General features: G+C 67.6%; 11 protein-coding genes and 1 pseudogene. 11 read left to right on the forward strand and 1 reads right to left on the reverse strand.

Translation table 11 applies throughout. From position 1 onward, the window contains the following. The first annotated feature begins 198 nt into the window (after positions 1-198). The 5 genes and pseudogenes from rpiA to AC1DX5_RS13620 all read left to right on the forward strand — a co-directional run bounded on the left by rpiA (position 199) and on the right by AC1DX5_RS13620 (position 5,969). On the forward strand, positions 199-855 hold the full coding sequence (rpiA, locus tag AC1DX5_RS13600; protein WP_465175504.1) for a ribose-5-phosphate isomerase RpiA: 657 nt from the start codon (positions 199-201) through the stop codon (positions 853-855). 56 nt (positions 856-911) lie between these two features. Next, positions 912-2,996 (forward strand): transketolase, encoded by a 2,085-nt coding sequence (tkt, locus tag AC1DX5_RS13605; RefSeq protein WP_478015981.1) that lies wholly within the window; start codon positions 912-914, stop codon positions 2,994-2,996. Positions 2,997-2,998: 2 nt separating this feature from the next. Next, the gene (tal, locus tag AC1DX5_RS13610) at positions 2,999-4,126 is read left to right on the forward strand and encodes a transaldolase (RefSeq protein WP_478015982.1); all 1,128 of its coding nucleotides are present in this window, start codon (positions 2,999-3,001) and stop codon (positions 4,124-4,126) included. Beyond that, positions 4,120-5,148, forward strand: a pseudogene (gene gnd / locus AC1DX5_RS13615) (phosphogluconate dehydrogenase (NAD(+)-dependent, decarboxylating)); the annotation flags it as partial. The gene tal and the pseudogene gnd, both read left to right, overlap by 7 nt. Then, positions 5,148-5,969, forward strand: coding sequence for a Cof-type HAD-IIB family hydrolase (locus AC1DX5_RS13620; RefSeq protein ID WP_478015984.1), 822 nt, complete (start codon positions 5,148-5,150; stop codon positions 5,967-5,969). The pseudogene gnd and the gene AC1DX5_RS13620, both read left to right, overlap by 1 nt. Here AC1DX5_RS13620 and AC1DX5_RS13625 read toward each other — a convergent pair. Beyond that, a complete protein-coding gene (locus AC1DX5_RS13625; protein WP_478016063.1) occupies positions 5,946-6,932 on the reverse strand; it encodes a bile acid:sodium symporter family protein in 987 nt (328 codons plus the stop codon). The two genes, AC1DX5_RS13620 and AC1DX5_RS13625, sit on opposite strands and share 24 nt — an antisense overlap. 231 nt (positions 6,933-7,163) lie before the next feature. Between AC1DX5_RS13625 and AC1DX5_RS13630 the strand changes: the two genes are divergently transcribed. From AC1DX5_RS13630 to AC1DX5_RS13655, 6 genes are all read left to right on the forward strand, one after another. After that, positions 7,164-7,316, forward strand: a complete 153-nt coding sequence (locus AC1DX5_RS13630; RefSeq protein ID WP_465171594.1) for an AtzG-like protein — start codon at positions 7,164-7,166, stop codon at positions 7,314-7,316. Then, the gene (locus tag AC1DX5_RS13635; protein ID WP_478015986.1) at positions 7,309-8,628 is read left to right on the forward strand and encodes an AtzE family amidohydrolase; all 1,320 of its coding nucleotides are present in this window, start codon (positions 7,309-7,311) and stop codon (positions 8,626-8,628) included. The genes AC1DX5_RS13630 and AC1DX5_RS13635 overlap by 8 nt, the downstream gene beginning before the upstream one ends. Before the next feature lie 97 nt (positions 8,629-8,725). Next, the gene (locus tag AC1DX5_RS13640; RefSeq protein ID WP_478015988.1) at positions 8,726-10,075 is read left to right on the forward strand and encodes an NCS2 family permease; all 1,350 of its coding nucleotides are present in this window, start codon (positions 8,726-8,728) and stop codon (positions 10,073-10,075) included. A 24-nt stretch (positions 10,076-10,099) separates the two neighbouring features. Beyond that, the gene (locus AC1DX5_RS13645; RefSeq protein ID WP_478015990.1) at positions 10,100-11,680 is read left to right on the forward strand and encodes a gamma-glutamyltransferase family protein; all 1,581 of its coding nucleotides are present in this window, start codon (positions 10,100-10,102) and stop codon (positions 11,678-11,680) included. Beyond that, positions 11,674-12,981, forward strand: a complete 1,308-nt coding sequence (locus AC1DX5_RS13650; RefSeq protein WP_478015992.1) for an allantoate amidohydrolase — start codon at positions 11,674-11,676, stop codon at positions 12,979-12,981. The genes AC1DX5_RS13645 and AC1DX5_RS13650 overlap by 7 nt, the downstream gene beginning before the upstream one ends. 37 nt (positions 12,982-13,018) lie before the next feature. Further along, the gene (locus AC1DX5_RS13655) at positions 13,019-14,197 is read left to right on the forward strand and encodes a pyridoxal-phosphate-dependent aminotransferase family protein (RefSeq protein ID WP_478016065.1); all 1,179 of its coding nucleotides are present in this window, start codon (positions 13,019-13,021) and stop codon (positions 14,195-14,197) included. The last annotated feature ends 23 nt before the right edge of the window (positions 14,198-14,220 follow it).

The following is a 14,220-nucleotide window of genomic DNA, read 5'->3' on the forward strand; positions in this document are numbered from 1 at the left end:
GCCAGTGGAAAAATCGTGAGGCAAGGGATTGCGGAAACTACGCCGTTCGTCCTGAGTAGCCATTGAGCTTGTCGAAATGGCGTATCGAAGGACAGGCCTCACCCATGTCCTGCGATACGGGTCTTCGACTTCGCTCAGCCCCTACTCAGGACGAACGGAGTAATGGTATCGGGCGTTTGATAGAGGAAGTGGCCGCCCATGACCGATGACGACAAACGCGCCGCGGCGCTCGCCGCGGTGGAAGAGGTGAGGCCGGGCATGCTGGTCGGGCTCGGCACGGGCTCGACCGCTGCCTTTGCGCTCGAACGGCTGGGCGAGCTGGTGCGGGGCGGGCTCGACATCCGTGCCGTGGCGACGTCGCGGCGCACCGAGTCCATGGCGCATATGGCCGGCATCCCGATGCTGGATTTCGCCGAGGTCGAGTCGGTCGATCTCACCATCGACGGTGCGGACGAGATCGACGACCGGCTGTTCGCGATCAAGGGCGCCGGCGGCGCGATGCTTCGCGAGAAGATCGTGGCGGCGGCCTCGCGCCGGATGATCGTCATCGCCGATGCCTCGAAACGAGTCGAGCGTATCGGCAAGGCCAAGCTGCCGGTCGAGATACTGCCCTTTGCCCGCGCCTTCGTCGCGACTCGGCTGGCGGGACTCGGCGCGAAGACGAGTGTGCGCGTCGCGCGGTCCGATCAGGACAATATCATCATCGACTGTTTTTTCGCTGAAATGCCCGATCCTTGCGCCCTGGCCATGGGGCTTTCCGCGATCCCCGGCGTTCTGGGGCATGGCCTTTTCCTTGACGAGGTGGATTGCGCCTATATCGGCGGGGGCGGCCGCGTGATCCGGCTCGAAAGATAAGGCAACCACCAGCGACGGACAGCGTTCGACTGTCCGATAGAAAGCGAGTTTCTCTCATGTCCGATGCCGCCACGGCCAGCGCACCCGCCAAGGGCCTCCACGAGGACGGCTCGCCGGAACGCCTGGCGATCGACACGATCCGCACGCTCTCGATGGATGCAGTGCAGAAGGCCAATTCGGGCCATCCCGGCACGCCGATGGCGCTCGCGCCCGTCGGCCACACGCTCTGGTCGCAATTCATGCGGACCGATCCGGACAAGCCCGACTGGCCCAATCGCGACCGCTTCGTGCTGTCGGTCGGCCATGCCTCGATGCTGCTCTACGCGCTGCTGCACCTCGCCGGCGTCAAGGAGATCGACCGCGACGGCAAGCCGACCGGCAACCTCGCGGTCAGCCTGGAGGATATCGAGCAATTCCGCCAGCTCGGTTCGAAGACCCCGGGGCATCCCGAATATCGCCATACCACCGGCGTCGAGACCACGACCGGTCCGCTCGGCGCGGGCTGCGGCAATTCGGTCGGCATGGCGATCGCCGAGCGCTGGCTCGCCGCGCGCTACAACAAGCCCGGCTTCGACCTGTTCGACCATGACGTCTACACGCTGTGCGGCGATGGCGACATGATGGAGGGCGTCTCGGCCGAGGCCGCCTCGCTCGCCGGCCACCTCAAGCTCTCCAACCTGTGCTGGATCTACGACAGCAATCATATCAGCATCGAAGGCGACACCGCGCTCGCCTTCGACGAGGATGTCGGCATGCGCTTCCAGGCCTATGGCTGGAACGTCATCCATGTCGACGACGCGAATGATATCGGCGCGCTGGCCGATGCCTTCGCCAGCTTCAAGGCGACCAATGACCGCCCGACCTTCATCGTCGTGCATTCGATCATCGGTTGGGGTTCTCCTCGCGCCGGCACCGAAAAGGCGCATGGCGAGCCGCTCGGCGCCGACAATATCAAGGCAACCAAGCTGGCCTATGGCTGGCCCGAGGATGCGCAGTTCCTGGTGCCGGAGGGTGTCGCCAAAGCGTTCGAGAAGTCGATCGCCGATCGCGGCCGTCCTTTGCGCGAGGCATGGGAGGCGAATTTCGCCGACTATCGCAAGGACAATGCCGATCTCGCGGCGGAACTCGACCTGCTGCTCAAGGGCGATCTGCCCGAAGGCTGGGATGCCGATATCCCGGTGTTCGATGCGGACGAAAAGGGCGTGGCGTCGCGCGACGCCGGCGGCAAGGTGCTCAACGCCATTGCCAATCGCGTGCCGTTCCTGATCGGCGGCTCGGCCGATCTCGCGCCTTCGACCAAGACCGACGTGAAGGGCAAGGCGTCGTTCGAGGCCGATAATTATGGCGGCTCCAACTTCCATTTCGGCGTGCGCGAGCATGGCATGGGTGCCGTGGTCAACGGCATGGCGCTGTCGCACCTGCGCTCCTACGGCTCCACCTTCATGGTCTTCGCCGATTATATGCGTCCGCCGATCCGCCTTGCCGCGATCATGGAACTGCCCTCGATCTTCGTCTTCACGCATGATTCGATCGGCGTGGGCGAGGACGGCCCGACGCATCAGCCGATCGAGCATCTCGCCACGCTCCGCGCGATCCCCGGTCTCGACACGATCCGCCCGGGCGACGCGAACGAGACCGCCTGGGCCTGGCGCGCCGCGCTCGAGCACAAGCATCGCCCGACCACCCTGGTCCTGTCGCGCCAGGCATTGCCGACGCTCGACCGCACCAAATATGCTTCGGCCGAAGGGCTGATGAAGGGCGCCTATGTTCTCGCCGGCGACGCCGACCCCGAGGTGATCCTGATCGCCACCGGCAGCGAGGTCTCGCTGGCGGTCGCGGCGCATGAGGCGCTAACGGCACAGGGCGTCCGCTCTCGCGTGGTGTCGATGCCGAGCTGGTATCGCTACGAACTGCAGGATCAGGCCTATAAGGAATCGGTCCTGCCCAAGGCCGTCACCGCCCGCATCGCGATCGAGATGGGCGGCGAGATCGGCTGGGACCGGTATGTCGGGCTCGACGGCAAGACGGTGACCATGTCGACCTTCGGTGCCTCCGCCCCGATCKCGAAGCTGCAGGACAAATTCGGGTTCACCGTCGACAATGTCGTCAAGGTCGCCCGCGCATTGCTCGGAAAGGATTGATCATGGGCCGTCTCAACGATCTCGCCGCCCTGGGCCAGGCCGTCTGGCTCGATTTCGTCGACCGCAAGTTCCTCGCCGAGGGGGGCTTGCAGAAGCTGGTCGACGAGGACGGGCTGACTGGCGTCACCTCCAACCCGTCGATCTTCGAAAAGGCGATGGGGCACGGCGACGCCTATGATGCTGCGCTCGCCGCGTTCGACCGCGACCATCCCGGCGCGCCGGCGATGCAGCGCTACGAGCATCTCGCCATCCAGGACATCCAGGCCGCGGCCGATACGCTGCGCCCGGTCTATGACCGGCTCGGCGGCAAGGATGGCTATGTCAGCCTCGAAGTTTCGCCCTATCTCGCCAACGACACCGACGGCACCATCGCGGAAGCGAAGAAGCTGTGGGCGGCGGTCGACCGGCCGAACCTGATGATCAAGATCCCGGGCACGCCCGCTGGCGTGCCCGCGATCGCCGCGACGATCGATGCCGGGATCAACGTCAACGTGACGTTGCTCTTCTCGATCGAGGCGTACAAGGCGGTCGCGCTTGCCTATGTCGACGGCCTCGAGGACCGGGCGTCGCGCGGCGAGCCGGTCGACGGGATCGCCAGCGTCGCCAGCTTCTTCGTCAGCCGCATCGACAGCAAGATCGACGACAAGATCGACGCGCGCGTCAAGGACGGCGATGCCGAGACCGACGCGCTCAAGGCCGTGCGCGGCAAGGTCGCCATCGCCAATGCGAAGCTCGCTTATGCCTGGTATGAGGAGTTCATCGCCTCGGATCGCTGGCAGGCGCTGGCCGCCAAGGGCGCGATGCCGCAGCGGCTGCTCTGGGCGTCGACCGGGACCAAGAACCCCGATTATCCCGACACGCTCTATCTCGACACCCTGATCGGCAAGGACACGGTCAACACCGTGCCGCCGAAGACGCTCGACGCCTTCCGCGATCACGGCACCGCGGCGGAGACGCTGACTCAGGACGTCGACGGCGCCCGCCACACCCTCGCCGAAGCCGAACGGCTCGGCCTGGATTTGACCGGGGTGACGGATACCCTGGTCGAGGAAGGCGTTGCGTCCTTCTCCAAGGCGTTCGACGATCTGCTCGGGGCGATCGGCGCCAAGCATCCCGAACCCGCGAACTGATCCAAGACCTGTCCACAACGACCCATCCGGAGATTGCCATGCGTATCGGACTGATCGGCCTTGGCCGGATGGGGGGCAACATCGCGCGGCGGCTGATGCGCGCGGGGCACGAAACGGTCGCCTATGACCGCTCGCCCGAGGCGATCGCCGAACTGGTCGAGGACGGCGCTGTCGGTGCCGACTCGCTGGAGGACATGCACGCCAAGCTCGCCAGCCCGGCGATCTTCTGGGTGATGCTGCCCGCCGGCGCGCCGACCGAGGACACGATCGCGACGATCGCCGGCTTCGCGAAGCCCGGCGACATCGTCATCGATGGCGGCAACAGCTTCTACAAGGACGATATCCGCCGCGCCAAGGCGCTGGCGGAAAAGCAGATCCGCTATGTCGATGTCGGCACCTCGGGCGGGGTCTGGGGGCTGGAGCGCGGCTATTGCATGATGGTCGGCGGCGACAAGGAGGCTGTCGACCTGCTCGATCCGATCCTCGCCGCGCTCGCGCCCGGCCTCGGCACGATCCCGCGCACGCCCAATCGCGGCGACAAGAGCGAGGATCCGCGCGCCGAGCAGGGCTATATCCATGCCGGCCCTCCCGGCTCGGGCCATTTCGTGAAGATGGTCCATAACGGCATCGAATACGGCCTGATGCAGGCCTATGCCGAGGGCTTCGACATCCTCGCCGGCAAGTCTTCGGACAAGCTGCCCGAGGACGAGCGCTTCGATCTCAACCTGACCGACATCGCCGAAGTGTGGCGGCGCGGCAGCGTGATCTCGTCCTGGCTGCTCGACCTCTCCGCCTCGGCGCTCGCCGAGGATCAGCAGCTCGACAAATATTCCGGCAAGGTCGCCGATTCGGGCGAAGGCCATTGGACGATCGAAGCGGCAATGGAGGAGGCGGTGCCGGTCAACGTGCTCAGCGCCGCCCTGTTCGCGCGCTATCGCAGCCGGGTCGATCATACGTTCGGCGACAAGCTGCTGTCGGCGATGCGCTTCGGGTTCGGCGGCCATGTCGAGATGCCCCAATAGTGGGCAACGGACCGAGCGAAACGATCCGGCTGGTCGTTTCCGATCTCGACGGCACCCTGGTCGACAAGCAGAAGAAACTGACGACCGGGACCATCGCCGCGGTCGGCCGGCTGCGGGAGGCCGGAGTGGGCTTCACCATCATCAGCGCCCGGCCACGATCGGGCATGATGCCGATCGCCGATGCCCTGGCGATCGATGACGTGATGGGCGCGTTCAACGGCGGCACCATCTTCCGCCGCGACGGGACCGTGCTCGAGCAGCACCGGATCGATCCGGCGGTGGTGCGCGGCGTGTTCGACCTGGTCGGCGATGCCGCGGTCGATATCTGGGTGTTCGCCGACGACCTTTGGTACGCCAGCACCGAAACCGGGCATCATGTCGATTCGGAACGGGTCTCGTCGAACCAGGCGCCGGTGATCGTCGCCGACTTCGCCGCCTTGTACGACCGGGCCGACAAGCTCACCTTCGTCAGCGACGATCCCGCCTTGCTCGGTGCGCTGGCCGAACGGGCGGCAGCGGCGTTCGGCACGCGGGCGACCGTGGTGCAATCCCAGACCTATTATCTCGACGTGACAGCGCTTGCCGCCAACAAGGGTGACGGCGTGTCGCTCCTTGCCGAGGCGCTGGGCGCATCGCTCGCGCAGACCGCGGTGCTCGGCGACCAGGGCAATGACCTGGCGATGTTCGCCCGTGCCGGCCTGTCGATCGCGATGGGACAAGGGCCTGAAGCAGTGCGCGCCAAGGCCGATTTCGTCACCGGAGCGAACGACGCGGACGGCGTGGCGCAGGCGATCGATTCAATCATCCTGCCGCGTTGCTAAAGGTACGGGATCGTCCGCATAACGCCGCGCGATCACCGCGCAGGCGATGAGCTGGAGCTGGTGGAACAGCATCAGCGGCAGGATGACCAGGCCGACCTGCGCCGGCGCGAACAGCACGCCGGCCATCGGCACCCCCGATACCAGGCTCTTCTTCGACCCGCAGAACAGCAGCACGATCGAGTCCTCGCGGCTCAGCCCCATCAGCCTGCCCGCGCCCCAGGTGGCGAGCAGCACCAGCGCGAGCAGCACCGCGCAGACCGCGAGGATCACGGCGAGCTCCTCCGCCGAGAGCCGGTGCCAGATGCCGTCGACCACCGCCGCGCCGAACGCGGTATAGACGACCAACAGGATCGATCCGCGATCGACGATCGTCAGCAGCTTCTTCTGGCGCGTCACGAAGGCCCCGATCCATGGCCGCAGCAAATGCCCGGCGACGAAGGGCAGCAAGAGCTGGACGACGATCGATTCGACCGAGGACAAGGACACGCCCGCGCTGCCGCTCGAATGGATCAGCACCGCGGTCAGCGCCGGCGTCAGCACGATACCGAGGATGTTGGAGATGGATGCGCTGCACACCGCCGCCGCGACATTGCCCCGCGCGATCGCGGTGAAGGCGATCGAGGACTGCACGGTCGAGGGGAGCAGGGTCAGGAACAGCATGCCCATCGCGACCGGCGGCGTCAGGAAGGGCAGGGCGGCGACGCCCAGCCCCAGCACCGGAAACAGAATGTAGGTCGCGGCGAACACGGCGAGATGAAGCCGCCAGTTGCTCATCCCCGCCAGCACTGCCTCGCGCGACAGCTTGGCGCCGTGGAGGAAGAACAGCAGCACGATCGCGATATCGGCGATGGCACCGAACAGCGGCACGCCCGCGCCGCGCGGCGGCAGGATCGAGGCGATCACGACCGTGCCGATCAGCATCAGGATGAACGGCTCGAAGATGACGAGGAAACGTTTCAGCATCAGCCCGTGTCGCGCGATCGGCGAAACGCCGCAATGGGTTTGCGTGGTGGAGCGCGACCACATTCCCATCTTCGTCATGCCGGACTTGTTCCGGCATCCATGTTTCCGCAAGCGCCGCCGGCGTTTCGTTCGCGGCACGATGGACCCCGGAACAAGTCCGGGGTGACGCCGGAGGTGAGGGGGCCGCAAAGCCGCATATCGTCCGATGGAGATTGGCCGTAAGCTGGCCCGATGGACGATACCCCCCTTACCGACACAGCAATCGTCGAGATGGCGCGCGCACTGCTCGATCTCGATATCCCGCCGGAATGCCTGCCGGGTGTCCGGACGAACCTGGATGTCCTGGCCGGGCATGTGAAGCTGGTCGAGCAGTCCAATGACTGAGAGCATCCTCGCTATCGCCCAGGCCGTGCGCAGCGGTCATCGATCGGCCGTATCGGTCGCGGAAGAGGCAATCGCACGCATCCACGAACGCGACGGGGCGATCGGTGCGGTAACGCGGCTGCTCGACGAACGCGCGCTGGTCGAGGCGCGGGCGGTCGATGCGATCGTCGCGGCTGGGGGCGATCCCGGGCCGCTGGCGGGCGTGCCCTACGGGGTCAAGGACCTGTTCGACGTCGCCGGCCTGCCGACTACCGCGGGCGCGGCGATGTTGCGCAATGCGCCGCCGGCGAAAGCCGATGCCGAAGCGATCGTGCGCCTGCGCACGGCAGGCGCGGTGCTGGTCGCGACGCTCAACATGGACGAGTTCGCTTACGGCTTCGCGACGGTCAACGCGGCCTTCGGCACCACGCGCAACCCGCACGACACGGATCGTCTCGCCGGCGGATCGTCCGGCGGATCGGCGGCGGCGGTGGCGAGCGGCATGCTGCCGCTGACGCTCGGGTCCGACACCAACGGGTCGATCCGCGTGCCGGCCGCCTTGTGCGGGCTGTACGGACTCAAGCCGGCGCATGGCAGCCTGCCGATGCAGGGCGTCTACCCGTTCGTCGACAGCTTCGACGATATCGGCCCCTTCGCCACCTCGATCGCCGACCTGAAGCTGGTATGGGAAGTTCTCGGTGGCGTCAGTGGCGCGACCGGAACCCGCATCGCCCGGCTCGGCGGCTGGTTCGACCGCACCATCGCGCCCGAGCTGACAGCGGCGATCGACGCGGTGGACGCGCATCTCGGCGGGCTGGAACGCGTCGAGTTCCCCGAGGTCGACCGCGCCCGTTCCGCCGCCTTTCTGATGACCGCGGCCGAGGGCGGCGCGCGGCATCTGCCCGAATTGCGCCACTGCCCGCTCGACTTCGACCCTGCAACTCGCGACCGGCTGATCGCCGGCGCGATGCTCCCCGCACCGCACTATCTGACGGCCCAGGCCTTTCGCGAGACCTTCCGCGCCGCCGTACACGCCCTGTTCGAACGCCACGACGCACTGATCGCACCCTGTGTCGACGACGTCGCACCGCGCATCGACGATCCTTTCATCACCGTCGATGGCGCCCGCGTGCCCGCCCGCGCCCATCTCGGCCGGCTGACTCAGCCGCTCAGCTTCATCGGCCTGCCAGTGATCGCGGTGCCGCTGCGCAGGCCGGGCCGGTTGCCGCTCGGGCTGCAACTCGTCGGCGTGCCCGGTCGCGAAGGCGCTTTGTTCGCCCTGGCGGAGCGGCTCGAGGCGGAGGGCCTGACCGGGTTCAGCCCGCCCGCCTGAACCCTCTTCCGCTCGCGTAAAGTCGCGCTATGCTCGTGGCCGATCCGGCACCGACCGGAAGGACGGGAGCGGATCTGGGGCAGCCGGGGGACCGCCAATGTCGACGACCGAGGAAACGCAGAGGACGGGACGGCTCGCCGCCTGGTTCGAGCTTGCCGAACGCGGCACGACGGTGCGGACCGAGGTGCTGGCCGGCGCCACTACTTTCCTCACCATGGCCTATATCATCGTCGTCAACCCGGCGATCCTCGGCGCGGCGGGTATGCCGATCGCCGCGGTGGCGGCGGCGACCTGTTTTGCCGCGGGTGTCGCCAGCATTCTGATGGGTTGCTTCGCCAATGTGCCGCTCGCGCTCGCGCCGGGCATGGGATTGAACGCCTATTTCAGCTTCACCGTGGTGCAGGGCATGGGTGTGCCCTGGCCCGTCGCGCTCGGCTGCGTGCTGATATCGGGCGTGGTCTTCCTGCTGCTCACCGCGGCGGGCATCCGCCAGATGATCCTCGCCGCGATCCCGCCGCACCTGCTCGCGGCCGTCGCCGGCGGTATCGGCCTGTTCATCGGTTTCATCGGGCTGAAGAACGCCGGCATCGTCGTCAACAATCCGGCGACCAGCGTTGCCCTCGGCGATCTCCACGCGCCCAGCGCGGCGCTGGCGCTGATAGGGCTGGTAACGATCGCGGTGCTCAGCGTCTGGCGGGTGCGCGGCGCGGTGCTGATCGGCATCGTCGCGACCACGCTGATCGGCTGGGTCTTCGGCCTCGTCGCCTTCACGCCCCAGCCCTATTCGTTCGAGGCGCTGACCGAGRCGGCGTTCAAGCTCGATCTCGGCGGCGTGTTCGGCGCCGATGGCAGGCACGGCCTCGGCGTGATCGAAATCCTGTTCGTGTTCCTGTTCGTCGACCTGTTCGACAATATCGGCACGCTCGTCGCCGTGACCAAGCGCGCCGGCCTGGTCGCGCCCGACGGCAGCATCCCCCGGCTCAACCGCATGCTGTTCACCGATGCGATCGCGACGATGATCGGTGCGCTGGCCGGCACCAGCACCGTCACCTCCTATGTCGAAAGCGCGGCGGGCGTCGAGGCGGGCGGCCGCACCGGGCTGACGGCGGTGGTGACCGGCTTGTTGTTCCTCGCAGCCATGTTCGTCGCGCCCTATGCCCAGCTCATTCCAGCCGCGGCCACTGCGCCGGCGCTGATCCTGGTCGGCGCGCTGATGATGATGCCGCTCGCCGAGGTGGCGTGGGACGATCCGGAAGTGGCGATCCCCGCCTTCCTGACCGTCGCGCTGATCCCGTTGACCTTCTCGATCGCCAACGGCCTCGCCTTCGGTATCACCGCGCATGCCGTGCTGAAGCTGCTGCGCGGCAAGATCACGAAGACCGACTGGTTGCTGCTGGTACTCGCGGCGCTGTTCATCCTGCGCTTCGCATGGCTGGCGGCCGGATGATTACAGGTTCATGTTGCCGTCGTGATGCGTAACGAAGTGAGAAGCCTGCGCGGCATGGTGACCGCGCCCCATCATCTGGCGGCACAGGCCGGGCTCGGCGTGCTGCAGGATGGCGGCAACGCGGTCGAGGCGACGGTCGCGGTCGCGGCGTGCCTCGCGGTGGTCTATCCGCACATGACCGGCATCGGCGGCGACGGCTTCTGGCTGATCGCCGAGCCCGACGGGCGGACTCATGCCATTGATGCTTGCGGCGGCGCTGCCGCGACCGCCAACCTTGACCTCTATGAAGGGCATGGGCCGATCCCCTGGCGCGGTCCGCTCGCCGCCAATACCGTCGCCGGGACGATCTCCGGCTGGGCGGCGGCGCTCGCGACGAGCGACAGTGCGTTGCCGCTCGCGCGGCTGCTGCGCGATGCTATTCACCATGCCGAATTCGGCGTCGCGGTGACGCGCGGCGGGGCGGAGATCGCCGCGGCCAAGGGCGCGGAACTGCGCGACCAGCCGGGCGCCTGGGCGGCAACGTTCGAGCCTCAGGGGCGGCCGCTGGTCGAAGGCGAGATATTGCGCCAGCCCCAGCTCGCCGCGACCCTGACGATACTGGCGCGCGACGGCCTGGGAAGCTTCTACGAGGGCGGTCTGGCGCGATCGATCGCCGCTGATCTCGGCCGGCTCGGCAGCCCCGTTTCGGCGATCGACCTCGCCGCGCACCGCGCCACCCGGCCCGCGCCGCTGAGCGTGCCGATCGCGGGCGCGCGGCTGTTCAACACCGCGCCGCCCACCCAGGGTCTCGCCTCGCTGCTGATCCTCGCTTTGTTCGACCGGCTCCATGCCGCCGGGGCTGAGGGGTTCGACCATGTCCATGGCCTGGTCGAGGCGACCAAGCAGGCCTTTCTGATCCGCGACCGGCACGTCGGCGACCCCGCTTATATGGAGATCGATCCACAGGCGCTGCTCGATGACCCGGCCGGTCTCGATCGGCTGGCGGCGCGGATCGACCTCACCCGCGCACTGCCCTGGCCGCAGCCGGCATCGGCGGGCGATACCTGCTGGTTCGGCGCGGCCGATGCCGAGGGCCGAGTCGTCAGCGCGATCCAGAGCACCTATTTCGAATTCGGGTCGGGCCTGGTCCTGCCCGGGACCGGCATTACCTGGCAGAATCGGGGAAGCAGCTTCCGCCTGACGGAGCAGGGCTGGAACGCGCTGCGGCCGGGGCGCAAACCCTTCCACACGCTCAACCCCGCGCTGGCGCGTTTCGACGACGGGCGCGTGATGGCCTATGGCACGATGGGCGGGGAAGGGCAGCCCCAGACCCAGGCGGCGATCTTCACCCGCTATGCCCGTTACGGCATCGGCCTGCAGGAAGCGATCAGCCGCCCGCGCTGGCTGCTCGGGCGGACCTGGGGCGATGACAGCACCACGCTCAAGATCGAGGATCGCTTCGCGCCCGATCTGTACGAGGACCTTGTCGCCGCGGGCCATCAGGTCGAGCTGATGCCGGCCTTTACCGCGACCATGGGCCATGCCGGCGCGATCGTCCGCCATGCCGACGGCATGCTGGAGGGCGCGACCGATCCGCGCAGCGACGGGCAGGTGGCGGCATGGTGAGCAGCGGGCAGCGCGCGGTGGAACGCTGCGATGCGCTGGGCGTCGCGCCGTTCAGCGACATGGAGGGTGGCCTGTTCCGCGCCTGGCTGTCGCGCGCCTTCGCGGCCGCGCAGAAGGCGGTCGCCGGCTGGATGGTCGAAGCGGGCATGACGGTCCGCATCGACGCCGCGACCAATGTGGTCGGCCGGTATGAGGGCACGACCCCCGGCGCCCCCGCATTGCTGATCGGCAGCCATCTCGACAGCGTGCGCGATGCCGGCCGCTATGACGGGCCGCTCGGCGTGATGCTGGGCATCGAATGCGTCGCGGCGCTGAACGCGGCGGGCCGGCGCCTGCCTTTCGCGATCGACGTGATTGCGTTCGGCGACGAGGAAGGCTCGCGCTTCCCCGCCCCGATGCTGACCAGCCGGGCGGTGGCGGGGACGTTCGATCCGCAGGCGCTCGACGTAACGGACAGCGATGGCGTGTCGATTATAGAGGCATTGAGAGCTTACGCTCCTCCCATTCGTGTCGAGCGAAGTCGGGAAACCTGTGTCTCGACTACGCTCGACACGAACGGTGTTGGTGGGGCCGTACGCGCCCGAGGCTCCGTCATCGCCTATCTCGAGGCGCATATCGAACAGGGCCCGTCATTGGAGGCGGGCGGCCTTGCAGTGGGCGTGGTCACCGGCATCGCCTCGCAACGTCGCTATAATGTCCGGGTCGAAGGCGTGGCGGGTCATGCCGGCACCACCTCCATGGGCCTGCGCCGCGATGCGCTGGCGGCGGCGTCGGAAATGGTCCTGGCGATCGAGCGGCTCGGCAGCGGCGGAACGTCCGATCTCGTTGCGACGGTTGGCCGGCTCGAGGCGAGGCCCGGCGCGGTCAACGTCATCCCCGGCGATGTCGCCTTCTCGATCGACATTCGCGCGCTCGATCCGGCCGCCCGCGACGCGGTCGCGGGCGCGATTCTCGCCGAGATCGAGGCGATCGGCGCCCGGCGAAAGATCGCGGTCTCGGCTGACCGCGTCCATGATCTGCCCGCGAGCCCCTGTGACGCGACGCTGATGGATCTGCTGTCCGACGCCATGGCGGCAGAGGGGCAGCCGGAACGCCGCCTCGCCAGCGGGGCGGGGCATGATGCGATGGTGATGGCATCGCTCTGCCCGACCGCTATGCTGTTCGTCCGTTGCGCGGGCGGCATCAGCCACAACCCGGCAGAAAGCGTTGATCCGGCTGACGCGGAGATCGCGCGGCGGGTGATGCTCGGCTTCATCGACCGGCTCGGCGAACGCTTCTTGGGAGACAGTTTTGACGCCTGACCTTTTCGGAGAGATCGATCCGCCGCAGCGGCTGCTGATGGGCCCCGGTCCGGTCAATGCCCATCCGCGCGTGCTGCGCGCGATGTCGGCTGACCTGCTCGGCCAGTTCGACCCCGAGATGACGGCCTATATGAACCAGGTCATGGCGCTCTACCGCCCGATCTTCGGGACGGAGAATCCCTGGACCTTCCTCGTTGATGGCACCGCGCGCGCCGCGATCGAGGCTGCTCTGGTCAGCCTGATCGCGCCGGGCGATACCGTGCTGATCGTCAATTTCGGCCGCTTCGGGCTGCTGCTGCGCGAAATCGTCGAACGCATCGGCGGCACTATAGAGACGGTCGACGCGCCCTGGGGCGAAGTGGTGCCGATGGAGGCGATCGCCGCCGCGATCGAACGGACCGGGCCGAAGGTCGTGGCCGCGGTGCATGGCGACACCTCCACCACCATGGCGCAGCCGCTCGCCGGGCTCGGCGCCCTGTGCCGTGCGGCGGGCGCGCTTTCCTATGTCGATGCAACCGCGACGATCGGCGGCATGGCGATCGAGGCCGATGCCTGGGGCGTCGATGTGGTCACCGGCGGCCTGCAGAAATGCCTGGGCGGACCTTCGGGTTCGGCCCCGATCACCATCTCGGACCGTGCTGCGGAGCATATCGCGTCGCGCCGCCATGTCGAAAAGGGCATCGTCCGCGACGACATCACCAACGGCTCCGGTACGCGGATCGGCTCCAATTATTTCGATCTCGCCATGGTGATGGACTATTGGAGCGAGAAACGCCTCAACCATCATACCGAGGCGACGACCATGCTCTACGGCGCCCGCGAATGCGCGCGCGTGGTGCTGGGCGAGGGGCTCGAGGCACGGTTCGCGCGGCATCGCCTCGCGGGTGCTTCGGTGGTGGCCGGCGCGCGGGCGATGGGGCTGACCGTGTTCGGCGACGACGCGCACCGCATGACCAACGTCACCGGCATATTCGTGCCCGAAGGCATCGATGGCGAAGCGGTCCGCCGCCGCATGCGCGAGGATTTCGAGATCGAGATCGGCGCGGCGTTCGGGCCGCTGCAGGGCAGGATCTGGCGGATCGGGGCGATGGGCTATAATGCGATGAAGCATAAGGTGGCGATCACGCTGGGTGCGCTGGAGGCGGTGCTGCGGGCGGAAGGATTTGCGACACTGCCGGGCGCTGGCGTGGATGCGGCGCTGGAGGTCTGGCGGTGAGGGGGCCTGGAAATCTCCCTCTC

Source organism: Sphingomonas sp. P2_B6, assembly GCF_056404755.1.

Bases quoted from the DNA above. Each gene is read 5' to 3' on its own strand.
- rpiA (WP_465175504.1), top strand. From the start codon at position 199: ATGACCGATGACGACAAACGCGCCGCGGCGCTCGCCGCGGTGGAAGAG.
- tal (WP_478015982.1), top strand. From the start codon at position 2,999: ATGGGCCGTCTCAACGATCTCGCCGCCCTGGGCCAGGCCGTCTGGCTC.
- AC1DX5_RS13625 (WP_478016063.1), bottom strand. From the start codon at position 6,932: ATGCTGAAACGTTTCCTCGTCATCTTCGAGCCGTTCATCCTGATGCTG.
- AC1DX5_RS13630 (WP_465171594.1), top strand. From the start codon at position 7,164: ATGGACGATACCCCCCTTACCGACACAGCAATCGTCGAGATGGCGCGC.
- AC1DX5_RS13635 (WP_478015986.1), top strand. From the start codon at position 7,309: ATGACTGAGAGCATCCTCGCTATCGCCCAGGCCGTGCGCAGCGGTCAT.
- AC1DX5_RS13645 (WP_478015990.1), top strand. From the start codon at position 10,100: ATGCGTAACGAAGTGAGAAGCCTGCGCGGCATGGTGACCGCGCCCCAT.
- AC1DX5_RS13650 (WP_478015992.1), top strand. From the start codon at position 11,674: ATGGTGAGCAGCGGGCAGCGCGCGGTGGAACGCTGCGATGCGCTGGGC.
- AC1DX5_RS13655 (WP_478016065.1), top strand. From the start codon at position 13,019: ATGGGCCCCGGTCCGGTCAATGCCCATCCGCGCGTGCTGCGCGCGATG.